At 72.6% G+C, this 19,898-nt stretch carries 19 protein-coding genes, 1 pseudogene and 1 riboswitch; of the genes and pseudogenes, 10 read left to right on the top strand and 10 right to left on the bottom strand.

Features of this window, described 5'->3' with window-relative positions; all coding sequences use genetic code 11:
- Nucleotides 1-19: 19 nt before the first annotated feature.
- On the top strand, nucleotides 20-781 hold the full coding sequence (locus ACZ59A_RS15700; protein WP_470958649.1) for an oxidoreductase: 762 nt from the start codon (nucleotides 20-22) through the stop codon (nucleotides 779-781).
- 24 nt (nucleotides 782-805) lie between these two features.
- On the opposite strand, the gene ACZ59A_RS15695 is transcribed toward ACZ59A_RS15700, so the two are convergent.
- The 4 genes from ACZ59A_RS15695 to ACZ59A_RS15680 all read right to left on the bottom strand — a co-directional run bounded on the left by ACZ59A_RS15695 (nucleotide 806) and on the right by ACZ59A_RS15680 (nucleotide 5,356).
- The gene (locus ACZ59A_RS15695) at nucleotides 806-1,432 is read right to left on the bottom strand and encodes an alpha-ketoglutarate-dependent dioxygenase AlkB (RefSeq protein ID WP_470958646.1); all 627 of its coding nucleotides are present in this window, start codon (nucleotides 1,430-1,432) and stop codon (nucleotides 806-808) included.
- 46 nt (nucleotides 1,433-1,478) lie between these two features.
- On the bottom strand, nucleotides 1,479-2,585 hold the full coding sequence (locus tag ACZ59A_RS15690; protein ID WP_470959663.1) for a glycoside hydrolase family 53 protein: 1,107 nt from the start codon (nucleotides 2,583-2,585) through the stop codon (nucleotides 1,479-1,481).
- Nucleotides 2,586-2,608: 23 nt separating this feature from the next.
- On the bottom strand, nucleotides 2,609-5,035 hold the full coding sequence (locus ACZ59A_RS15685; protein ID WP_470958643.1) for a glycoside hydrolase family 44 protein: 2,427 nt from the start codon (nucleotides 5,033-5,035) through the stop codon (nucleotides 2,609-2,611).
- A gap of 93 nt (nucleotides 5,036-5,128) precedes the next feature.
- A complete protein-coding gene (locus ACZ59A_RS15680) occupies nucleotides 5,129-5,356 on the bottom strand; it encodes a hypothetical protein (protein WP_470958640.1) in 228 nt (75 codons plus the stop codon).
- 16 nt (nucleotides 5,357-5,372) lie between these two features.
- Between ACZ59A_RS15680 and ACZ59A_RS15675 the strand changes: the two are divergent.
- From ACZ59A_RS15675 to ACZ59A_RS15665, 3 genes and pseudogenes are all read left to right on the top strand, one after another.
- Nucleotides 5,373-5,489 (top strand): annotated as a pseudogene (locus ACZ59A_RS15675) (hypothetical protein); the annotation flags it as partial.
- Nucleotides 5,490-5,589: 100 nt separating this feature from the next.
- Nucleotides 5,590-5,733: a hypothetical protein gene (locus ACZ59A_RS15670; RefSeq protein ID WP_470959715.1), complete on the top strand. Its 144-nt coding sequence runs from the start codon at nucleotides 5,590-5,592 to the stop codon at nucleotides 5,731-5,733.
- Nucleotides 5,734-5,773: 40 nt separating this feature from the next.
- Nucleotides 5,774-6,457, top strand: a complete 684-nt coding sequence (locus ACZ59A_RS15665) for a GAF and ANTAR domain-containing protein (protein ID WP_470958637.1) — start codon at nucleotides 5,774-5,776, stop codon at nucleotides 6,455-6,457.
- A 191-nt stretch (nucleotides 6,458-6,648) separates the two neighbouring features.
- On the opposite strand, the gene ACZ59A_RS15660 is transcribed toward ACZ59A_RS15665, so the two are convergent.
- The 3 genes from ACZ59A_RS15660 to ACZ59A_RS15650 all read right to left on the bottom strand — a co-directional run bounded on the left by ACZ59A_RS15660 (nucleotide 6,649) and on the right by ACZ59A_RS15650 (nucleotide 11,072).
- Entirely contained in the window at nucleotides 6,649-8,625 is a 1,977-nt protein-coding gene (locus tag ACZ59A_RS15660) for an aconitate hydratase (RefSeq protein WP_470958635.1), read from the bottom strand.
- Nucleotides 8,626-8,759: 134 nt separating this feature from the next.
- Nucleotides 8,760-9,860, bottom strand: a complete 1,101-nt coding sequence (gene nicT, locus ACZ59A_RS15655; protein ID WP_470958632.1) for a Nickel transporter NicT — start codon at nucleotides 9,858-9,860, stop codon at nucleotides 8,760-8,762.
- Between the two features lie 28 nt (nucleotides 9,861-9,888).
- Nucleotides 9,889-10,089, bottom strand: a riboswitch (cobalamin riboswitch).
- 62 nt (nucleotides 10,090-10,151) lie between these two features.
- On the bottom strand, nucleotides 10,152-11,072 hold the full coding sequence (locus ACZ59A_RS15650; RefSeq protein ID WP_470958629.1) for an EamA family transporter: 921 nt from the start codon (nucleotides 11,070-11,072) through the stop codon (nucleotides 10,152-10,154).
- A gap of 68 nt (nucleotides 11,073-11,140) precedes the next feature.
- On the opposite strand from ACZ59A_RS15650, the gene ACZ59A_RS15645 reads away from it, so the two are divergent.
- Nucleotides 11,141-11,995, top strand: a complete 855-nt coding sequence (locus ACZ59A_RS15645; RefSeq protein WP_470958626.1) for a LysR family transcriptional regulator — start codon at nucleotides 11,141-11,143, stop codon at nucleotides 11,993-11,995.
- A gap of 44 nt (nucleotides 11,996-12,039) precedes the next feature.
- On the opposite strand, the gene ACZ59A_RS15640 is transcribed toward ACZ59A_RS15645, so the two are convergent.
- The gene (locus ACZ59A_RS15640) at nucleotides 12,040-12,195 is read right to left on the bottom strand and encodes a DUF6131 family protein (RefSeq protein ID WP_468045107.1); all 156 of its coding nucleotides are present in this window, start codon (nucleotides 12,193-12,195) and stop codon (nucleotides 12,040-12,042) included.
- Nucleotides 12,196-12,347: 152 nt separating this feature from the next.
- On the opposite strand from ACZ59A_RS15640, the gene ACZ59A_RS15635 reads away from it, so the two are divergent.
- Nucleotides 12,348-13,898: a carboxylesterase/lipase family protein gene (locus tag ACZ59A_RS15635; protein WP_470958623.1), complete on the top strand. Its 1,551-nt coding sequence runs from the start codon at nucleotides 12,348-12,350 to the stop codon at nucleotides 13,896-13,898.
- Here the strand turns inward: ACZ59A_RS15635 and ACZ59A_RS15630 are convergent.
- Nucleotides 13,891-14,385, bottom strand: coding sequence for a MarR family transcriptional regulator (locus ACZ59A_RS15630; RefSeq protein WP_470958621.1), 495 nt, complete (start codon nucleotides 14,383-14,385; stop codon nucleotides 13,891-13,893). The genes ACZ59A_RS15635 and ACZ59A_RS15630 overlap by 8 nt on opposite strands.
- 94 nt (nucleotides 14,386-14,479) lie before the next feature.
- Here ACZ59A_RS15630 and ACZ59A_RS15625 point away from each other — a divergent pair, with 94 nt between their 5' ends.
- Entirely contained in the window at nucleotides 14,480-14,944 is a 465-nt protein-coding gene (locus ACZ59A_RS15625) for a low molecular weight protein-tyrosine-phosphatase (RefSeq protein WP_470958619.1), read from the top strand.
- A complete protein-coding gene (locus ACZ59A_RS15620; protein WP_470958617.1) occupies nucleotides 14,941-15,825 on the top strand; it encodes a fructosamine kinase family protein in 885 nt (294 codons plus the stop codon). Before ACZ59A_RS15625 ends, ACZ59A_RS15620 begins: the two co-directional genes overlap by 4 nt.
- A gap of 11 nt (nucleotides 15,826-15,836) precedes the next feature.
- On the opposite strand, the gene ACZ59A_RS15615 is transcribed toward ACZ59A_RS15620, so the two are convergent.
- Entirely contained in the window at nucleotides 15,837-16,838 is a 1,002-nt protein-coding gene (locus tag ACZ59A_RS15615; protein ID WP_470958614.1) for a helix-turn-helix transcriptional regulator, read from the bottom strand.
- Between the two features lie 92 nt (nucleotides 16,839-16,930).
- Here ACZ59A_RS15615 and ACZ59A_RS15610 point away from each other — a divergent pair, with 92 nt between their 5' ends.
- Both ACZ59A_RS15610 and ACZ59A_RS15605 read left to right on the top strand, forming a co-directional pair.
- Nucleotides 16,931-17,317 carry a VOC family protein gene (locus ACZ59A_RS15610; RefSeq protein ID WP_470958612.1) on the top strand — a complete coding sequence of 129 codons (387 nt, stop codon included), beginning with the start codon at nucleotides 16,931-16,933 and terminating at the stop codon, nucleotides 17,315-17,317.
- A gap of 33 nt (nucleotides 17,318-17,350) precedes the next feature.
- Nucleotides 17,351-19,891, top strand: a complete 2,541-nt coding sequence (locus ACZ59A_RS15605; protein ID WP_470958609.1) for a SpoIIE family protein phosphatase — start codon at nucleotides 17,351-17,353, stop codon at nucleotides 19,889-19,891.
- Nucleotides 19,892-19,898 lie beyond the last annotated feature (7 nt).

Raw genomic sequence — 19,898 nt, 5'->3', positions numbered from 1 at the left:
ACAGGCAAGGAGCCATCCCATGAAGACCGCTGTGGTGACCGGCGCGAGCAAGGGCATCGGACTGGCGGTGACGCGCGCGCTCGAAGCGGACGGCATACGTGTCACCGGCGCCGCCCGCACCATCACGCCGGAGCTGAAGGAGGCCGCCACGTCGACGGTGGCCGTCGACCTGGCCACCCCCGAGGGTCCGGCGGAGCTGATCCGGCAGGCGCGGGCGGAGCTGGGCGGGATCGACGTCCTGGTCAACAACGTCGGCGCGTTCTCCCCGCGGACCGACGGCTTCGCGGCCATCGATGACACCGAGTGGCAGCACACCTTCGAGCTGAACTTCTTCGGCGTCGTCCGCACCATCCGCGCCGCCCTGCCGTCCCTGACGGAGCGCCAGGGCGCCGTCGTCAACGTGTCCTCCGCCCGGGCCCGCGGTCCGCAGCCCCCGACGGTGGACTACGGCGCGGCGAAGGCGGCGCTCACCAACTTCAGCAAGGCGCTGTCGATGGAGCTGGGGCCGAAGGGCGTCCGGGTGAACACCGTCTCCCCCGGGCCGACGCGCACCCCTGCCTGGCTGGACGCCGACGGGTTCGGAGCGGGCCTGGCCGCCGCCTCCGGCAAGACGCTGGACGAGTTCCTGGAGGCGTTCCCCGGCGCCGCCGGGCTGACCACCGGCCGTCTCACCGAGCCGGAGGAGGTGGCCGAGGTGGTGCGGATGCTCGCCTCCGGCCGCACCCGGGCCATCAACGGCGCCGATCTGGTGGTCGACGGCGGCCAGCTGAGGACGGTCTAGGTCAGGTGGACGGCGGCGCGGAGGTCACGTCACGCCCGTGGGCCGGAACTGGATACTGATCCGCGGTCCGGTGCTCCGCGAGGTCTTGGGGATGGCGTGTTCCCAGGTCCGCTGGCAGGATCCGCCCATCACGATGAGATCGCCGTGTCCGAGCGGCCGCCGCACGGTGGCCCCGCCACCACGGGGGCGGAGCAGCAGATCGCGTGGCGCACCCACGGACAGGATGGCGACCATGGTGTCCTCGCTGCTGCCGCGGCCGGTCCGGTCGCCGTGCCAGGCCACGCTGTCGCGGCCGTCGCGGTAGTAGCACAGCCCCGCCGTGGTGAACGGTTCGCCCAGCTCGGCGGCGTAGTACGCGGAGAGCGTGGCCCGGGCCTCGGTGAGGACGGGGTGGGGCAGGGCGTCATCGGCGCCGTAGAAGGCGAGCAGCCGCGGGACCTGCACGGTCCGGTCGTACATTCGCCGCTGCTCGGCCTTCCACGGGACGTCGGCGGAGAGGCGGACGAACAGGTCGTCCGCTCCCCGCAGCCATCCGGTCAGCAAATCGATCCAGGCCCCGTCCCGCAGCCCGGTCCTGCGCACCGCGTGCAGCGGGCCGAGGGCTGCGGCGTCGGCCTGGTCGAAGAGCGAGCCCTGGAGATACGCGCCCATACCGGCAGTGTACCCAGGTAATCGAGCGTGTGTGCGATAACCCCGGCTAGGAGGTCCATCTGATGTTCGGGTTCAGCCCGCCGGTCCAGTTGAAGACGGCCATGTTGTCCCAGCCGTCCCCGCTGTTGTTGATGTCGGCCGGGTCCCAGCCGTTGCCGGGTACCGCGTACCAGGTGGGCTCCCAGTAGAAGACGCCGATCGCACCGGCGTTGCGGGCGGTGTTCTGTACGTCGGTGAAGTTGGCGGCCTGCCCCGCCCAGGTGAGCGGATAGCCCGAACAGCCGGAGGTGACCGAGTTGCCGGTGCTGTCGGCGTTCGCCGTGGTGAAGGGGTACGCGGTCTCGGCGATGACCACGTCCTTGCCGTACCGGGACCTCATGTCGGCGACGACGTCGTAGAGCGTGGACAGCGAGCCGTGCCACATGCAGTAGTACGACAGCCCGGTGATGTCCCAGCTGACGCCCTTCGCCTTGATCCCGTCGTAGAACCAGCGGGCGTGCGCGTCGCTGTCCGCGTTCGCGGTGTGGATGATCACCTTGGTGGCGCCGCTGCACGCCTTGGTGGCGTTGTAGCCCGCCTTGAGCAGGAGGCTGAGGTTGGTGAAGTCGTTGTTGACCACCTTGCCGTCGTTCCACAGCATGCCGACGTTGATCTCGTTGCCGATCTGCACGCTGTCCGGCGTGGTGCCCTGGGCTTTGAGGCTGTCGCACACGTCGTACGTGTAGTTGTAGACGTCGGTCTGGAGCTGGCCGATGCCGTGGCTCGCCCAGGCGGCGGGCTTGCGCTGATTGCCGGGGTCGGCCCAGGTGTCCGAGTAGTGGAAGTCGACCAGCAGCTTGAGCCCCTTGGCCTTGACCGTCTTCGCGTAGGCCAGCACCTTGGCCTTGTTGTTGTATCCGCTGGCGGGGTTGTTCCAGACCCGCAGGCGGACGTAGTTCACCCCGGCGCCCTTGAGGATGTCGAGCGGGTCCGCGGCGTTGCCGTTCGCGTCGTAGTACTTCGCGCCGAGATCGAGGGCCCGCTGCGCGGTCGACACATCGGCGCCGCGCATGCTGAGCGCGTTCACGGCGGACGCTGTGGCGGACGCCTTGGCGTCCACCGTGAGCAGGGCCGCCGCCAGGGCCAGCACGGTGGCGAGCAGGGCCGCCCTGATGGTGCGTGCGAAGGCGTGCCCGGTCACCGTGTCCTCCTCCGGTCCGGCACCGCGTCCGGGCCGGGCGCGTGGCCGACCGGGGCCGCGATGTGTGCGGCGGCCGCGGTGCCGGGGGCGGTGCACGGCTTGCCGTTCAGGGTGAAGTCGCGTGGCGCGGGGTTGCTGCCGGTGTAGGCGCCGTTGAAGCCGATGGCGGTGGAGCCGCCGGTGGCGAGGGTCGCGTTCCAGCCCGCGTCCTTCACGGTGACCGCGGAGGCGTTCTGGCGCCAGGTGCCGTTCCAGCCGTTGGCCACCTTCTGGTTGCCGGTGAAGGCGAAGCCGAGCTGCCAGCCGTTGAGGGCGGGGCCCTTGTTGGTGATCGTGACGGTGGCCGTGAAGCCGCTGCCCCAGTCGTTGCCCACCGCGTAACCGACCGTGCAGGTGGCCGCCGGGGCCGCGCCCGTGGTCACCCGCACCGGGGCCGATGGCGGGGAGCTGCGCCCGGCGGTGTCCTTGGCCACGACGCGGAACGTATAGGCGGTGGCCGGGGACAGTCCGGTGACGGTGGCGCTGGTGGCGGGGGCGTCGACCGTGGCAACCGGGGCGCCCGCGGTGTCGCCGGAGTACACCTGGTAGCTCGCCACCGGGGAGGACCCGGCGGTGGACGCGCCCCAGGCGAGGGTGGCCCGGTCGGAGCCGACGGCGGTGGCGGACGGGGTGCCGGGCGCGGTGGGCGGCTTCGCCTCGGAGGATCCGGCGGGCAGGACGTATTCGGTGATGGAGTTGGCCGGGAAGGTGGCGGTGAAACCGCCGCCGGTCAGCGGCTGATCGGCCAGGTGCTCGATCGCGGTGACGTCGTCCTGGCCGTACTGGTAGACCTGCGCCGAGCCGCCCGGCGCGGTGCTGCCGGTGACGGAGACCGGGGCGGTCAGATCGCCGGTGGTCTTGTTGACGACCATCACGGTCAGCGCCTTGTCGCCGCTGCGCTCGGCCGCGTACACCGCGAGCTTGTCCTGGTCGGCGCTGGCTGCGCGGACCGCGGTGTCGCCGAAGGAGCCGCCCTTGCCGTCGTAGTTGCGGAACATCCGGAAGGCGAAGGCGCCCGGCTCGGTGGAGGCGGGCGGATCCCAGAGGGTGGCGAGGTCCAGCCCCTCCCGTCCGAAGATGCCGAGCACATCGGCCTGGGCGAGGGCGCCGTTGATGTGGTCCAGCGCGCCCCAGTTGTACTCGGTGATGGCGAGCTTGGTGCCCGGGTAGTTCTCGTCGACCAGGGAACGCATGCGCGGGATGAACTGGATCGGCTGGTTGATCCAGCTCTCGTCCACGTACGTCGGATCCCACAGCTGCCGCGTGGAGCGCAGCCGCAGCTCCTGGGTGGCCGCGTCCACGCCGCCGCCGAACACCCCGGTCTGCTGGGGGTAGATGTGCTCGTCGAAGTAGTCCAGGATGCGGCGGCCGTGGCTCTGGTCGTACGCCTTCATCTGCTGGAGGTACCAGGGGGCGAACAGCTGTCCGCCGTGGGCCGCCCGGTCGGGCGGGTTGGACCAGCAGTCGCCGCCCTTTTCGTTGCAGGTCTTCTGGTCGAGCCCGGAGTAGATCAGGGAGTTGAAGCCCCAGCCGACCGGGCCGAGGGTCTTCGCCCCGGGGTCGGCGTCCTTGATGGCGGCGGCGGTGGCGTACGTGCTGTCGCGCATCTCGTCGTAGCCCGTGCCCGCCGGGTGGACGTCGCGGTGGGTGCTCCACCACAGGTCGGGCTCGTTGTCGAGGTTGTAGAAGCCGACGCCGCCGTCGTCCGCGGCGCCGTAGGCGCGCTTCAGGTACTGCACCCATCCCTTGGTGAACTCCGGGCCCGCCGGGATGCTGGTTTCGGCCGGGTCGTTGCCGGTGACGTTGGTACCGTCGGCCTTCACTCCGTTGCCGCAGTCGGGACGCCACTGGGCGTCGCTCGCCTTCTGCGGGCCGTACTTGGCGATGCTGAAGCCGCAGGCGGTGTTGCGCGCCGCGGTCGTCCAGCCGCTCATCGGCACGGTCATCACGGTGTCGGTGCCGGTGCGGCGGTCCTGGTCGACGAACTTGTCGGCTTGCGAACCGTCCGGCAGATCGGCGGTGCCGTTCTCGTAGTACAGGTTCTCGAAGTACCAGTCGGCGCCCGCGTTGTACGCGTCGTTCTGGTAGTTGTAGCGGCTCGTCGCGTTGCCGCCCCAGCGGCGGACCGGCAGGCGCAGTTCCTCGGCGAGTGCCTCGTCGGCGAAGTTGATTCCGTAGATGTGCGGGTCGATCGCCTTGCGGCCGGTGGTGGTGTCGACGCTGAGGGCGGGGCCATCCGCGGCGGCGGAGGAGGCGGCGGACCGCGCTCCCCCGCCCGGTAACGCGCTCGCCGGGTGGGGACCGGCCAGCCCGGCGGCGGCCACCAGCAGCACCACGGCCGCCGGGGCGGCCCTCGGAGTCATGCGCCTGGGTCTCGAGGTCATGCGCGGGGGTCTCCTTCGGGGCGGCCGTGCTGAGGACGGGGAGAGATGGGAGCGCTCCCATCCTGCGCATGGTCAGCGAGCACCGCGGGAGTGTCAACCGTCTCGACCGAACCGGCCGCCACCGGCCGCCGTCTCCGCACGTCGTACGTCGCGTACGTCATGCGCGTGGATCCAGCCGAAGTCCTCGGCGACGACGTCACCACCGACCACGTCTCCCCCGCGGGCCGGATCCCCGCCGACAGCGCGGCGGGCCGCTGGCTGGCCGAACGCCAGGTCGCCCGCCGCGACCTCAACCAGTACTCCACCCGCCGCAGCAACCACGAGGTCATGCTGCGCGGTGCCTTCACCAACCCGGCGGTGGCCAATCTGCTGCCCGGCACCCGGCCCGGCCCGACCGCACCCGAGTCCTGCCCGTGCTCTGCTGGGCGTACGGGCGGTCGTCGCCGCGTCGTACGAGCGGATCCACCGCAGCAACCTGACCGGCATGGGTGTGCTGCCACTGGAGTTCTCCGAGGGCGACAGCGCGTCGGCACACGCGTTCACCGGGCAACCGGGTGGTGTTGCACCTCCACGGCGACGGCGGCCGCCACACCACGGCGGAACTGCGGCTGCGGATCCACTCCCGGCAGGAGCTCGCCTACCTCCGCCACGGCGGGATTCTGACGTACGTGGTCCGCCGCTCCCTTCAGGCACCATGATGGCCCTGCGGGCGGATGGCGTCGAAGAGAGACGGTGGGCATGGACTGGGAGACCTTCGCGGAGCGGCTGGCCGTGATGGCGCGGGACCTGCTGGCGCAGGACTCGGTGGACGGGACGCTGGAGCGGATCACCCAATGCGCCGTGGAGATCGTCGAGGGGTGCGACTCGGCCGGAATCCTGGTCCTCCATGGTCAGCGGGTGGAAACCCTGGCCCCGACCGACGGTCTTGTGGTCCGCTCCGATCAGCTGCAGGAGCAGACCGGCGAGGGGCCGTGCTTCGATGCCGCGCTCCGCAGCGAGCCCGTCTACCGGATCAGGGACTTCGCCGAGCCGCAGGAGAGGTGGCCCGACTTCGGGCGCCGGGCCCGCGACCTGGGCATCGGGAGCATGATGGGCTTCCTGCTCTACACGCGGGAAGAGGAACTGGGTTCGCTGAATCTCTATTCACGGAGCACGGGCGTCTTCACCAAGGGCAGCGAGACGGCGGGCTGGCTGCTGGCCTCGCACGCCGCGGTCGCCTTCTCCAGCGCCCGTACCGCCGACCAGCTCCAGCAGGCGCTGTCCACCCGGCACACCATCGGCGAGGCCATGGGCATCCTCATGGAACGCCTGAAGGTCGGCGAGGACGATGCCTTCAACGTGCTGCGGCGGGTGTCCCAGGAGCGCAACATCAAGCTGCGGGACATCGCCCGGCAGGTCTGTGAGAGCGGCGGCATCGACTGAGAGCCGAGCCGCCGCCGAGGCGGCTCCACCGGCCCGCATTCTGGACCGGAAGAGCCTGGCCATCGTGTTCCCCCGGGGGACTCGCCGACAGCGTGGGCCGCGAGTACCCGCCGCCCGGACCCGTATGCATACGTACCGGGCCCGATGACGACCGATCAGCGGGCGAGGGCCGGGCAGCGCGCAAGGGCAGGTCAGCGGGCCAGGGCCGGGATGATGCCGCCCGCGAGAATCGCCTCGCACTGCCGCGGGGAGAGCCGGTGGCGCAGCGGATACTCCTCGTCCCGGGTGACGTTGCGCACCCGGAGCGCCGGGGCGTCCGTCCGGGCGAGGGCCTCGTGCAGACCGGACAGCCGCAGCCGGTCGTCGGTCCCGATGCGCGCGTAGTCGCCGGGATCGTCGAATTCGAGGGCGAGGACGCCGAAGTTGGCGAGGTTCTGCCAGTGGATGCGGGCGTACGACCTGGCGATGACCGCCCGTAGCCCCAGGTAGCGCGGGGTGATGGCGGCGTGTTCGCGGGAGGAGCCCTGGCCGTAGTTCTCCCCGGCGACGATGAAGTGTCCGCCGTCGTCCCGGACCGACGCGGCGCGCCGTGGGTAGTCGGGGTCCAGCCGGGTCAGGGTGAACTCGGCCAGCTTGGGGATGTTGGACCGGTAGGGCAGGGCCTTCGCCCCGGCCGGGGAGATCTCGTCGGTCGAGACGTCGTCACCGGCCTTGAGGAGGACCGGGCCTTCGAGGGTGTCCGGCAGCGGATCGAACTGGGGCAGCGCGGAGATGTTGGGGCCGCGCCGCAGCTGGACGCGGTGTGCCTCCTCCGGTGGCAGCGGGGGCTCCAGCATGGCGTCGTTGACCGACGGCGGTTCGGGGGTGTGCGGTGCGGGCGGGACCGCCGACAGCCGGTCGGCCCAGTCGCGCGGATCGGTGATGACGCCGGTCAGCGCGGAGGCCGTGGCGGTCTCCGGCGAACACAGCCACACCGCGTCGTCCTCGGTGCCGGAGCGGCCGGGGAAGTTGCGCGGGAACGTACGCAGCGAATTGCGCCCCGCCGCGGGGGCCTGGCCCATGCCGATGCAGCCCAGACAGCCCGACTGATGGATGCGGCCACCGGCGGCGATCAGGTCGAACGTGGCACCGGACCGCGTCAGGTCCTGGAGGATCTCGCGGGAGGTCGGGTTGATGTCGAAGCTCACCTCGGGCGCCGTCTGCCGCCCCGCCACCATGGCCGCAGGTACGGCGAAGTCGCGGAACCCGGGGTTGGCGGAGGAGCCGAGGACCGCCTGCCCGATGGGCTCACCGGCGGCCTCCCGGACGGGCACGACGTTCCCCGGGGAGGTGGGCCGTGCGATCAGCGGCTCCAGGGACGACAGGTCGATCTCCTCGTCGAGGTCGTAAGCGGCGTCCTCGTCCGCGACGATCTCCACGTAGTCCTCGCCCCGCCCCACCCCCGTCAGGAAGTCGCGCACCGCGCCGTCGGAGGGGAAGACGGTGGTGGTGGCGCCGAGTTCCGCCCCCATGTTCGCGATGACGTGCCGGTCCATGGCGGTGAGGGAGGCCAGGCCGGGCCCGTGGTACTCCAGTACGCGCTGGACGCCGCCCTGCACCCCGTGGCGGCGCAGCATCTCCAGGATCACGTCCTTGGCGCTGACCCACGGGGGCAGTTCCCCGGTCAGCCGGATGCCCCAGATCTTCGGCATGGTGAGGTGGAGCGGCCGTCCGGCCATGGCGAGGGCCACCTCCAGTCCGCCGGTGCCGATCGCCAGCATGCCCAGGGAGCCGCCCGCGCAGGTGTGGGAGTCGGATCCGGCGAGCGTTCTGCCGGGGGCGCCGAAGTGCTGCATGTGCGTCGGATGGGAGACACCGTTGCCGGGCTTGGAGAACCACAGGCCGAAGCGGCGGGCGGCCGAGCGCAGAAAGAGATGGTCCTCGGCGTTGCGCTCATCGGCCTGGAGGATGTTGTGGTCCACGTACTGGACGCTGACCTGCGTGGCGACCCGGTCCAGCGCCAGCGCCTCCAGTTCCTGCATCACCAGGGTGCCGGTGGCGTCCTGGGTGAGCGTCTGGTCCACGCGCAGCGCGATCTCCTCCCCCGGCTCCATGCGGCCGGACACGAGGTGGTCGGCGATCAGCCGTTGCGTCACGGTGCCGTGTGCGCGGCCATGGGGCAGACCCATAGCGGTACCGCCTTCCCGGTGCGGCGCGGCCGGACGGTCCGGGCGCCACCATGGCGGTTCCCGTTCCGCGGCGGCCATCCCGGGCGCGCCCGGGCACAGTCACCCGGACGGGCGCCCGGGCCCGGCGGCCGGTGTCAGCCGCCGTCCGCGTCCGCGGCGGCCGGGGCGGTGCGGACGCGCCAGCGCTGTTCGACCTTGGCGATCCGCCAGTAGGCCAGCGCCGCGGCCCACACCACGACGAACAGGCCGACGATGATGAATCCGACGTTGTCCAGGTTCAGGGCGGAGATCCAGCCGGTGACGGAGTCGCGCAGGGCGAGCTTGTCGTGCAGGACGCCGACCAGCTCGATGGTGCCGATGAGGAAGGCCACCGCGATCGACAGACCGGTGATGGCCAGGTTGTAGAACACCTTGCGGACCGGGTTGGAGAACGCCCACTGGTAGGCGAAGTTCATGAAGGTGCCGTCGAGGGTGTCGAACAGGCTCATCCCGGCGGCGAAGAGCAGCGGCAGGCACAGGACGGCGTACCAGGGCAGTCCCGCTGCGGCGCCGCTTCCGGCCATCACCATCAGCGTGACCTCGGTGGCGGTGTCGAAGCCGAGCCCGAAGAGGAAGCCGAGCGGGAACATCTGGCCGGGCCGGGTGATGGAGTTCGTGAAGCGGCCCAGGACGCGGTTCATGAAGCCGCGCGAGTCGAGGTGCGCCTCCAGTTCCGACTCGTCGAACCGCCCGGCGCGCATCGCCCGGAAGACCCGCAGGATGCCGAGCAGGGCGACCAGGTTGAGCGCGGCGATGAGGTAGAGGAAGGTCCCGGACACGGTGGTGCCGACGACGCCGAGGACCTGGTGGGTGCCGGAGTTCTCGTTGATCAGGGTGCCCGCCAGCTGGGTTCCTCCGGCGACCAGGGCGGCCAGGGCCACCACGACGCTGGAGTGGCCGAGCGCGAACCAGAAACCCACCGACACCGGCCGCTTGCCGTCGGCCATCAGCTTGCGGGTGGTGTTGTCGATGGCGGCGATGTGGTCGGCGTCGAAGGCGTGCCGCATGCCCAGGGTGTACGCGGTGATCCCGAGGCCGACGCCGAACGTCTTGGCGCCGACCTCGTAGTGCTGGGGCTCGACGACCAGGAAGAGCAGGCCGAAGGCGACGGCGTGCAGGGCGACGATCACCGCCAGGAGCCCGGCGGTCCGGACGGTGTCCTCGCGCCGCCAGTGGAATGCGGTGGGCAGGGTCATGCGGTCACGCTCCAGCACCTCGTGGATCACTTCGTGAGATGCCGCGGCCGGTCTCCTGGCTGACGGGTCGACGCGACCGCCCCTGCCTTCCCGGCCGCGCGGTGGCGGCCAGTGGCTCCGCGGCCCGGTCGTGCGGCCGCGGAACGGGACGGGAACTCCCCGATCACAGTGGCGAGGGCCGCTCCGGTTTCGCACCGGCTTCCCGAACACCACGGCGCCGCAACCATAGGCGCCACCCCGCAAAACCGGCAAGTGAGGCACTTTCAGCCGCGGTCACGCGAGGCACGCCGGTCACGCGCGTGAGGTGAGGATGCTGAGCGCGTTGGCCACGACGATGGCGCCGATGGACGCCCACTCGGCCCACCCCAGGCTCTGGCCGAGGAGGATCCATCCGACGACGGCGGCGAGGACCGGGTTGACGCTCATGAACAGCCCGAAGGTCTGGGCGGGTACGCGGCGCAGGGTGAACAGGTCGGCGAGGTAGGGCACGGCGGAGGAGAGGACACCGGCGACGATGGCGTAACCGGCCGCTCCCGGGGTCGGCGGGTGCTGGACTGCGATGACGATGCCGACGGGCAGGAACAGCACGGCGGAGACCGCGGCGGCCGCCGCAGACCCCTGCGCCCCGGGGACGCGGCGGCCGACGGTGCGGTTGAGCAGGATGTACGACGCCCAGCAGGCGGCGGCCAGCAGCCCGAGGCCCAGGCCCAGGTAGTCGGTGGAGGGCTGGGGGCGCATCAGGGTGATGACGCCCGCCAGGGCGACCAGCGCGCAGCACGCGTCCGTGCGGCGGTGGGAGGCGGACAGGGCGATGGTCAGCGGGCCGAGGAATTCCAGCGTCACCGCCAGCCCGAGGCCGATGCGGTCGATGGCGCTGTACAGGGAGAGGTTCATGGCGCCGAAGACCAGGGCCAGCAGCAGCACCGGCACCCACTGCTGCTTGGTGAAGGACCGCAGGCGGGGGCGGCCGACGGCCAGCAGGACGAGGGCGGCGACGTACTGGCGTACCGCGACGACGCCGGAGGCCCCGAGCACGGGGAAGGCGAGGGATCCGATCGCGGCCCCGGTCTGGTTGGACAGGCCGCTGCCCGCCATGGTGAGCACACCGGCCATGGGCCGCCCGGCCGGGTTCGGTTCCGGGAGGTCCGGACTCGTGGGTGACGTAGCGGTCAGGTGCTCGGGGGCGGAAGCGGGGGCGGGGGCTGCGTCCATGCCCCGATCGTGGGGCCGGGCGACCATTGCGCAAAATGCGTTTGCCGTCGCACCTATACGCTTGGGTTATGGATGTGGAGCTGCGTCAGTTGCGCTGTCTCGTCGCGATCGTGGACGAGGGCACGTTCACCGATGCCGCCATCGCGCTCGGGGTCTCCCAGGCGGCCGTGTCCCGCACGCTGGCCTCGCTCGAACGCACCCTCGGGGTGCGGCTGTTGCGGCGTACGTCGCGGACGGTGACCCCGACCGGCAGCGGACTGCGCGTGGTGGCGCAGGCCCGGCGGGTGCTCGGGGAGGTGGACGATCTGGTGCGGGAGGCCACGTCGGGCCACACCCGGCTGCGGATCGGCTACGCGTGGTCGGCGCTGGGCAGCCACACCCCGGCCTTCCAGCGCCGCTGGGCCGCCGCGCATCCGGAGACCGATCTGCACCTCGTCCGGGTCAACGCCACCACGGCCGGTCTCGCGGAAGGGGCCTGTGACCTGGCGGTACTGCGCAGACCGCTGGAGGACCGGCGCTTCGACTCCGCCATCGTGGGGCTGGAGCGGCGGCTGTGCGCGATGGCGGCGGACGATCCGCTGGCCCGGCGCCGCTCCATCCGGCTCGCCGACATCGGCGACCGCACGCTGCTGGTCGACCGGCGGACCGGCACCACCACCCCCGAGCTGTGGCCGCCCGGCTCCCGCCCGGCCGTCGAGGAGACGCAGGACGTCGACGACTGGCTCAATCTGATCTCCACGGGCCGCTGTGTGGGCATGACCGCGGAGTCGACCGCGCACCAGTATCCGCGGCCCGGCATCGTGTACCGGCCGGTGCGCGACGCCGAGCCGATCGCCGTGCGTCTTGGCTGGTGGCGGGACGATCCGCATCCCGCGGGGCAGGCGGTGATCGAGCTGATCACCGCGCTCTACCGGGCGGGGTGAGCAGCCGGTCTGCTAGGAGAAGTGCCTGCTAGGAGAAGTGCCGCCTAGTAGAAGTGCCGCCGTCCGGCGACCGCGTGACCCGCGGCGCCCAGGGCCCACAGGACCGCCCCGATGACGAGAAGGACGATGCCGATCGTCCACAGAACGGCGATACCGGTCAGCAGACCGATGATGAGGAGAATGACCCCGAGGACAATCATGGCGTCCTCCGATCTCTCGGGATTGCTCCACTTCAACTATCCGCCTCTTCCGCCTGCCGTGCCAACACGTCGCGCCCCCACCGGGGGCATCCGCGCGCGGCTCGGGCATCGTGGCTACCGACGTGTTCACCAGGAGCCGTGAGGAGTCATCGATGACGACAGCCGAGTCCCGCGAGTCGGCGGCCGGATCCGCCGGGCCCGTGGTGCGCGCCGCCGCCGGTGCGGTGCGTGGCCGCCGGGAGGGCGGTCTTGCCGTGTTCCGCGGCATCCCGTTCGCCGAGCCGCCGGTGGGGGACGCGCGGTTCCAGGCGCCGCGCCCCGTGCGCGCCTGGGAGGGCACGCGGGACGCGTACGCCTTCGGGCCGCCGCCCCCGCAGGAGTCGGCGTTCCTGGGCCGCGGCGGTGCGCTGGAGGCGCCGACCGGCGACGACTGGCTGACGGTCAACGTCTGGACGCCCGATCCGGACCCGGCCGCCCGCCGCCCCGTGATGGTGTGGCTCTACGGCGGCGCCTACAAGCTCGGCCACTCCGGCAGCCCCGGCTACGACGCCCGGCACATCGCCCGGGACGGCGACGTCGTCGTGGTCACCCTCAACTACCGGGTGGGCATCGAGGGCTTCGCCCACATCGACGGGGCGCCCGCCAACCGCGGTCTGCTCGACCAGGTCGCGGCCCTGGAATGGGTGCGGGAGAACGTCGCGGCGTTCGGCGGCGACCCCGGCCGGGTCACCGTGTTCGGGGAGTCGGCCGGAGCCGGATCGGTCGCCGCGCTGCTGGCCATGCCGAGCGCGGCGGGGCTGTTCCGGCGCGCCATCGCGCAGAGCGTGCCGGGCACGTACTTCTCGGACGAACTGGGCCGGGACATCGCGGGCGCGCTCGCCGCCGAGGCGGGCGTGCGGCCGACGGCCGCCGGGCTGTCCACGGTGGATCCACGCCAACTGCCCTCGGCAGGTGAGGCGTTGGCCCCCAAGATGCGCCAGTACGAGGAGCGGTGGGGCAAGCTCGTCCACACGCTGACCCCCTTCGCGCCCGTCGTGGACGGCGAGGTGCTGCCGACCACCCCGTGGCAGGCGCTGGCGGCCGGTGCGGCCCGCGACGTGGAGCTGCTCGCCGGGCACAACCGGGACGAGTACCGGCTGTTCCTCGCCCTCGGCGGGCAGCTCGGCAAGGCCGGTGAGCGGGAAGCGGCGGCGGCACTGCGCGCGTTCGGGCCGGGGCCGGACGGCGAACGGGCCTATCGCGCCGCCTTCCCCGAAGCCTCGCCCGCCGAACTCCACGAACGGGTCCAGTCCGACTGGCTGTTCCACATGCCCTCGCTGCGGCTGGCCGAGGCCCAGGTGGCCGGGGGCGGCCGCGCGCATCTGTACGAGCTGACCTGGCCCGCCCCGGCGGGCGGCGGCGTCATGGGCGCCTGCCACGGCCTGGACGTACCGCTGCTGTTCGGCACCTTCGAGGCCGACCTCGGCCTGCTGCTGTTCGACGGCTCCGGGCCCTCGCCGGAGGCCGAGGCGCTGTCGTCCCGCTTCCGCACGGCCTGGGCCGCGTTCGCCACGACGGGCGACCCGGGCTGGCCCGCGTACGACCCGGACGGCCGCCTGACCCGGGTCTTCGACGCGACGCCCGAGACCACCGCCTACCCGGAGGAGGTCTCCCGGCGGCTCTGGCAGGACCACGCCTTCCCCGCCCTGCCGCTGCTCACGTAGCCCCTTCGGCGCGCCGGACGTTGGCGACCATCGTGCGCAGCACCGTGAGCGCGGCCACGTACTCGTCGTCGCCGACGCCCTCGTGGACGACGGCACGCAGCTCGGTGACCAGTGCGCGCAGCTGGACGCGGGCGGCCTCGCCCGCGTCGGTGAGGTGCAGGCGCTGCCCGGTGTCGGCCCGGAGCCAGTCGCGGTGGAGCAGCTGGTCGATGACGCGGGCGGTCTCGTGCGGACCGTCCGCGAGGGGCGCCAGCTGGGCCGCCACCTCCTCGCGGCTCGGCGCGGCGGGCCAGGAGTGCACGCAGTTGAGCACCCAGTACTGCGGCTGGGTGACGTCGATCCTGGCCATCGCGTCGCGCAGATGCCGGGTGACGGTGGTGTGGGCCAGGCCGGTCCAGTAGCCGACGGGCTGGCTCGCCAGCATGTCGTCGGTGGCGGCGGGATCGGCCGGGGCCTGGTCGGTGAGGCCGTTGCCTGACGCATTCATGATCGTGACGCTACCGTCCGGCGCCGGGCGGGAACACGGCCCGCGTCCCACCCCGTTCCCCGGCGCCGGGGGATACGGCCCTACCCTGGGGGCCGTGCACATCTGCTTTGTCTGCAGCGGGAACATCTGCCGCTCGCCGTCCGCCGCGCTGGTCTTCGCCGAGCGGCTGCGCCGCGCGGGGCTCGACAGTGCGGTACGGGTCACCAGCGCCGGTATCGGTCCCTGGCACGTCGGCGAGCCCGTCGACGAACGGGCCGGGGAGGTGCTGGCCCGGCGCGGCTATCCGGTCGAACACGTCGCGGCCCAGGTCGGCGCCGAGCACAGGGACGCCGATCTGTTCCTGGCGATGGACCGCGGCCACGAGCGCGAGCTGCGCCGGCTGGTCGACGATCCGTCCCGGGTCCGGATGCTGCGGTCCTTCGACCCGGACGCGCGGGGCGACCTGGACGTACCCGATCCGTACTACGGGGGCCCGGAGGGATTCGACACGGTGCTGGACATGATCGAAGCCGCCACACCCGGCCTGCTCGCCTGGGCGCGCGAGCGCGCGGACGCATGACGGCCGGTCCGGACCCGGCCGGGACCGGCGACGGCCCGGGCGCGGCGGCGGCCCGCCTCACCGGACGCCCGGTGACCGCTGAGCGCGCGATGTCCGGGGCGCTCGCCGAAGTCACCCTCGACGGCGGGCAGGTGGTGATGGTCAAGCGCGGTGACGACCCCGGCGCGACGGAGGCCGAGGCGGCGGGGCTGCGCTGGCTGGCCGACACCGGCACGGTCCGTGTCCCGGTGGTGCACGGCGACGACCCGCGCTGGCTGGTGACCGACCGGGTCTCCTCCGGCCCGTCGAGCGCCCGGGCGGCGGCGCGGTTCGGCCGCGAGCTGGCCGCCCTGCACGCCTCCGGCGCACCCGCGTTCGGCGCCCCGCCACCGGGCGGCCCCGAGGACGCGTACATCGGGCTGGCCCCGATGCGCAACGTCACCGGCGGCGACTGGCCGCGCTGGTACGCCGAGCACCGGGTGCTGCCCTATCTGCGCCGCGCGGTGGACGAGGGCACGGTGCGCGCCGCCGAGGCGGCCACGGTCGAGCGGGTCTGCGAGCGCCTGCCCGGCCTGGCGGGCCCCGCCGAGCCGCCCGCCCGGCTGCACGGCGACCTGTGGAACGGCAATGTGCTGTGGGGTGCCGACGGGCAGGTCTGGCTGATCGACCCGGCCGCGCACGGCGGGCACCGGGAAACCGACCTGGCGATGCTGCGCCTGTTCGGCTGCCCGCATCTGGACCGGGTGCTGGAGGGCTACCAGGAGGCGTCGCCGCTCGCCGCGGGCTGGGCGGACCGCGTCGGACTGCATCAGCTCTTCCCGCTGCTGGTGCACGCGGTGCTGTTCGGACGCGGCTACGCCGAGCAGGCACTCGCGGCGGCCCGGGCCGCCCTGGCGCGCTAGGTCCTGGCGCACTAGACCCTGCCGTCCGGCGGATCTTCGCGGGCCGCGCGCGCGAGCCGGTCGGCGAGTGCCGCGACGAGGTCGCGCAGCTCGTCGGGGCGCTCGATGACGAACGGCAGGTCCAGCGACGCGAGCACGCCGGGCAGCCAGTCGAGCCGCTCCACGCGCAGTTCGACACGGGACCACTCCTCGGCCGCCGGGGCCGCGGTCACGAGCGCGACACTGGCGGGCAGCCGGGTGTGGATCTGCTCGGCCGTCCCCCGGATCCGCAGGGTCACCCGATGCCGGTACGGCGCGGTGGCGAGCCCTTCCAGGACACGCCGCGCCGGGTCGATTCCGGCGGGCGGCTCGAACGAGCCGGGCAGGGTACGCGCATCGGCGATGCGGTCCAGCCGGAACGTCCGGTCCTCGCCGATCCCGGGATCCACCCCGGTCACGTACCACTTGCCCGCGTGGGTCACGAGCCCGTACGGGTACAGGGTGCGGTCGCCGGACCGGCCGTCGGCGGCGGTGTACCGGATCCGGACCGGCCGGTGATGGCGCACCGCGTCGGCGAGCGACAGCAGGACCGGGGTCCGCGGGGCGGCGGAAGCGCCGGGCGGGGCCGTGAAGGCGAGGGAGTCGAGCACGGCGTCGAGCCTGCCGCGAAGCCGTTCGGGCAGCACCCGCCGGATCTTGGCCGCCGCGGTCTCGCCCGCCGTGGCCGTGGCCATCGTGTCCGTGGCCGTCGTCAGGCCGCCGCGCCGTCCGGCGGCCAGGCCGAGCAGCACGGCGAGCGCTTCGTCGTCGGTCAGCATCAGCGGGGGCATGCGGAAACCGGGGGCGAGCCGGTAACCGCCGTAGCGGCCGCGCACCGACTCGACGGGTATGTCGAGGTCGATGAGGTGGTCGGCGTATCGCCGCACCGTGCGTTCGTCCACGCCGAGCCGGTCGGCGAGTTCGGCGACGGTGCGCAGGCCGCCGGACTGCAGAAGTTCCAGCAGGGTGAGCACGCGGGCAATCGGTCGGGGCATGCCGACCATTCTCCCGTAGATACCGGGCGGGTTCTGCCCGGTATTGACCGTAGCGTGCGGTCCGAAGCACCGAGCTACCAGGAGAAACACCCATGGACTTCGTCTCGATCCGCGTCATCACCGGCGACATCACCCGCCTCGTCGGCTTCTACGAACGCGCCACCGGAGTGCGGGCGAGCTGGGCCACCGAGGACTTCGCCGAGCTGAGGGTCGGCTCGGCCACCCTGGCGATCGGCAGCACCCGCACCGTCCCGATGTTCGCGCCCGGCTCCGCCCAGCCGGGCGACAACCGCAGCGTCATCCTGGAGTTCCAGGTGGACGACGTGGACACGGTGCACCGGAATCTGACCGGCTTCGTGCGGGACGTCGTCAAGGAGCCCACCACGATGCCCTGGGGCAATCGCTCGCTCCTGTTCCGGGACCCGGACGGCAACCTCGTCAACTTCTTCACCCCGGTCGCGTCCCGTATGCCCGGATAGGGTGGATAAGGGCATGTAGGAACAGGTGACGCGATGAGTACGGACCCCCGGATCGGCATGCTCATGGCCGCGGGCGAGAGCGTCGGCGCCCAAGAGGCGCTGCGGATCGGCCTCGATCAGGCGGTGGCCGGGGTGGGCGGGCTCGGCGGCATGGTGCATCTGGGCGGCGGGGGCAGCGGACATCTGTATCTGGCGACGCGCTGCGGGCTCTCCGACGGCCTGACCGAGGCGTGGAAGAGCATCGGGGGCGACGAGCGGGTCGCGCCCGCCCTCGCCGTACGGGACGACAGCGTCGTCTGGACGCCCCTCACCGGCGACGCCGGGGCCGGGGGCCGGACCTTTCCCCTCGGCACCGGACTGGTCTCCGTCCCCATGCCCGCGCCGCGCGGACCGCAGGGGGCGCTGTCCGTCCTCACGGCCGCGCGTGGCGAGCCGGGGGCGGCGGAACAGTCCCTGCTCATCGCCGTGGCCGGATGGGCCGCCGAGCGGCTGCACACCCCGGTGCTCTCGCAGGGCGGGCCTCCCGGCTGGGCGTGGCCCACCCGCGCCCACCTCCAGCGGTCCCGGAGCGGGACCGGCATCGGCACCTGGACGTGGGACTTCGGCGCCGGAGCGGTGCACTGGGACGAGACCGCGCTGGCGATCCTCGGCGCCGGTTCCCTCCCCGTCGACTCGACGTTCGAGGAGTGGATGAGCCTCGTCCATCCCGAGGATCTGCCCCATGTGCTCGCCACCGGCGAAGCGGCGATCGACGCCCGGAGCGACTACAGCGCCGCCTACCGGGTGCGCCAGCCGGACGGGCGCTACATCCGGGTCCGGGCCGACGGCCAGCTGCTGTCGGGGGACGACGGCACGCCGTATCGCATGACCGGCAGCCTTCAGGGCCTCGCCGAGGGCCCCGCGCACCCGGCCGGGTCCCCGGAGGGCGGAGCGCTCGCCATGGACGACGCCTTGCGTGCCACCCGGCTGGAGGAGCTGGCTGGAAGCCTCGCCGCGGCGGCGACCGTGCAGGACGTCGTCGGTGCCCTGGCCGACCGCGCCCTGCCGCTCTTCGGCGCCATCGGACTGCTGGTCCAGCTGGTCGAGGGCACCCGCCTGACGACGGTGGGCTCGCGGGGGTACTCCCAGGACTTCATCACGCTGCTGGCGGATCCGGGGCATCCGCGCGAGAACCCGCTGACGGTGGCGCTGCGTTCGGCCGTGCCCACGTTCGTCTCCTCGTCGCAGGAGTTCGTCCGGCGCTTTCCCCAGCTGGCCCATCTGCCGACCGCCTCGGGGAAGCAGGCATGGGCGTTTCTCCCGCTGATCGTCTCCGGGGACGCCATCGGCTACTGCTCCGTCTCGTTCGACCATCCGCGGACCCTCACCGGCGAGGAGCGCACGCTGCTCACGGCCCTGGGCGGGCTGGCCGCCCAGGCGCTGGCGCGGGCGCGCCTCTACGACGCCGAGCACCAGCACGCGCAGGAACTTCAGCGCGAGCTGCTCCCCCGCATCCTGCCGGAGCTGCCCGCCGCCACCGCGTCGGCGCGCTATCTGCCCGCCAGCGCGAGCGCGGAGGTGGGCGGCGACTGGTACGACCTCATCCCGCTGTCCGGTGGCCGGGTGGCGCTCGTCATCGGCGACGTCATGGGCCATGGCCTGTCGGAGGCCGCCACCATGGGACGGCTGCGCACGGCCGTCCGTACCCTCGCCGACCTCGAACTCCCGCCGGGGGAACTCCTCTTCCGGCTCAACGACCTCGTCAGCGGCCTCGGTGACGACTTCTACGCCACCTGCCTGTACATCGAATACGACCCCACCCGCCACCATTGCTCCATCGCCCGGGCCGGACATCCGCCGCCCGCCGTGGTGCGTGCCGACGGCTCGGTGTTCTTCCCCGAGCTCCCCGTCGTACCGCCCCTCGGCGCCGCGACGCCGCCGTTCGACACCTTCGAACTCGCCCTGCCCGACGATGCCTTGCTCGTGCTCTACACCGACGGCCTGGTCGAGACGGCGGGCCGCGACATCCAGCAGGGGATGGCGGACCTCGCCCGCGACCTCACCGCCGCGATGCGCCGCGCCCCGCAAGGCGAAGGCGAAGGCGACGGCGCCGCCACCGACCCCGACCGGCTGTGCGAGACGCTGCTGTCCGCCCTGCTGCCCCCCGGGCAGCACACCGACGACGACGCGGCCCTCCTCATCGCCCGGCTCCGGCCCTTCCCCGCCGACGACATCGCCTGCTGGTCCCTGCCCGAGAACCCCCGGGCGGCGGGCGAGGCACGCGCCCATGTCCGGAGCCAGCTCGGCGCATGGCATCTGGACGCCCTCACCGCGACCACCGAGCTGCTGGTCAGCGAGCTGGTGGGCAATGTGGTCCGGCACGCCGAAGGACCCATCGGACTGCGCCTGCTGCGCAGCGGGGCCATGATCTGCGAAGTGTCCGACGGCAGCCCGGCCACGCCCCGGATCCGCCGGGCGGGCGAGCTGGACGAGGGCGGCCGTGGACTGCAACTGGTCGCCGCCCTCGCCCATCGGTGGGGAGCCCGCTACACCTCACAGGGGAAGTGCATCTGGGCGGAGCAGCTTCTGACGTGACCAGGCT

This window comes from Streptomyces sp. NPDC040405 (assembly GCF_055595765.1).
The sequence above is the reverse complement of the archived record's forward strand: the minus strand, read 5'-3'. Positions and strand labels throughout refer to the sequence as shown.